General features: G+C 63.9%; 2 protein-coding genes. Both read left to right on the top strand.

What is annotated here, in order from left to right:
- Window positions 1-509: methyl-accepting chemotaxis protein (locus tag SE91_RS34830; protein WP_245318636.1), on the top strand; the 509-nt coding region annotated here is incomplete at its 5' end.
- 69 nt (window positions 510-578) lie between these two features.
- Window positions 579-1,971 (top strand): CHASE3 domain-containing protein (locus SE91_RS34825; RefSeq protein ID WP_245318635.1); only part of this gene is annotated, 1,393 nt, incomplete at its 3' end.

Raw genomic sequence — 1,971 nt, 5'->3', positions numbered from 1 at the left:
TCGGCGACGTCGTCGAACTCATCAACACCATCGCTGGCCAGACCAACCTGTTGGCGCTGAACGCGACGATCGAGGCGGCGCGCGCCGGCGAGGCCGGCCGCGGCTTCGCCGTGGTGGCTTCCGAGGTGAAGGCGCTCGCCGAGCAGACGGCGAAGGCGACGGGCGAGATCGGCCAGCAGATTTCCGGCATCCAGGCCGCGACCAACGACTCGGTTGGTGCCATCAAGGAGATCTCCTCGACCATCGAGCGTCTGTCGGAAATCTCTTCGGCGATTGCGGCCGCGGTGGAAGAGCAGGGCGCGGCGACCCAGGAGATCGCTCGCAACGTGCAGCAGGCGGCGCAGGGCACCCAGCAGGTCTCCTCCAACATCACCGACGTGCAGCGCGGCGCGACTGAGACCGGCACGGCTTCCTCGCAGGTGCTGTCGGCAGCACAGATGCTGTCGAACGACTCGAACAGGCTGAAGAGCGAGGTCAGCAAGTTCCTGACCAACGTACGCGCAGCCTAGCGCGGCGTAACTCAGACAGAGCGTCTTGAGGAGAGAGCGGCGCCAATGCGCCGCTCTCGTCGTGCTTAGGTGTGCTGCGCGTGGGCCGAGTCGACTTGTCGCAGTAGAAGCACGGGGCGTTCCCGGCGGCATCTCCGTAGCAGTGCGGAGCACGCGCTAAAGTTTCGATCATGTGTGATCAGTATCGAAGTGGGGTCGTGGTCGGCGCGCGGCTGGGTGAACTCGCGTCCGTGCGCAACCGATGTACCGGCAACTTTTGTAGTCATTGCCTTTGGGGTGGTCATGTCTTGGATCAACAACGTTCGCATCTCGGTCAAGGTTTCTGCTGTATTCATAGCGATCTGTTTGGTTGTCGCTGGCAGCACGGGGGCGATCTACAATTCGCTGAGCGTGATGAACTCGACGGCAAGAATGACGGTCCACACCTACGAGGTCCTCGAGGAGCTCTCCAAAGTCGTCGGCGCCATGGTCAATGCGGAAACCGGCGTGCGCGGCTACCTGGTGTCGGCCGATCCCGCTTTCCTCGGGCCCTACGAGAGCGGACAGAAGGAGTTTCAGGCCGCGACGACGAAGGTCGGCAGCCTGACCTCGGACAATGCCGCTCAGCAAAAACGCCTTGAGCGCGTGAAAGCGTTCGCCGGCGACTGGATGGCCAATGTCGCGCACCGCGAAATCACACTGATGAAGGATCCCGCAACCCAGTCGAAGGCCCGTGAGCTCGAGGCTTCTGGCGCTGGCAAGAAGGCGATGGATGGCCTCCGGGCGGTTGTGCAGGAGATGGATGCAGAAGAGCGGTCGCTCTTGTCGGTGCGGGGTGCCGCTGCCGCGTCTGCCTCGAGCAACGCGACATTGTCCATGTTGATCGGCGGCGTCGTCACCCTGCTGTTGTCGCTCGCCGGCGCCTTCGGCGTTGCCTTTGCGGTCACCCGGCCCATCCAGCGCATCACCACCGAGATGGGGGTACTTGCGAAGGGCGACACTTCGGTAACGATATCGGCGACTGAGCGCAAGGACGAGATTGGCGAGATGGCCCAGGCGGTTCAGGTGTTCAAGACCAATGCGATCGAGGTCGAGCGGCTCAAGGCGGAGCAGGTCGAAGTCGAGCGACGGAATGCCGAACAACGCAAGCACGACATGATCAGGCTTGCGGATGACTTCGAGAACGCCGTCGGCCAGATCATCGGAACGGTGTCGTCTGCTTCGACCCAGCTCGAATCATCGGCCACGACGCTTACGGGCACCGCCGAGCGCTCCCAGAAGCTGGCGACCACCGTCGCCGGAGCTTCGGAGGAAGCCTCGACCAACGTGCAGTCGGTGGCGTCGGCGACCGAGGAGATGGCCTCATCGGTGGGAGAGATCAGCCGTCAGGTGCAAGAGTCCGCCCGGATGGCCGGCGATGCCGTCGGTCAGGCGCGCGCCACCACCGAGCGCGTCAGCGAGCTCTCCAAGGCAGCTGCCCGCA

The organism is Bradyrhizobium sp. DOA1 (assembly GCF_001593325.1).
Taxonomy (GTDB): Bacteria; Pseudomonadota; Alphaproteobacteria; order Rhizobiales; family Xanthobacteraceae; genus Bradyrhizobium.
The sequence above is the reverse complement of the archived record's forward strand: the minus strand, read 5'-3'. Positions and strand labels throughout refer to the sequence as shown.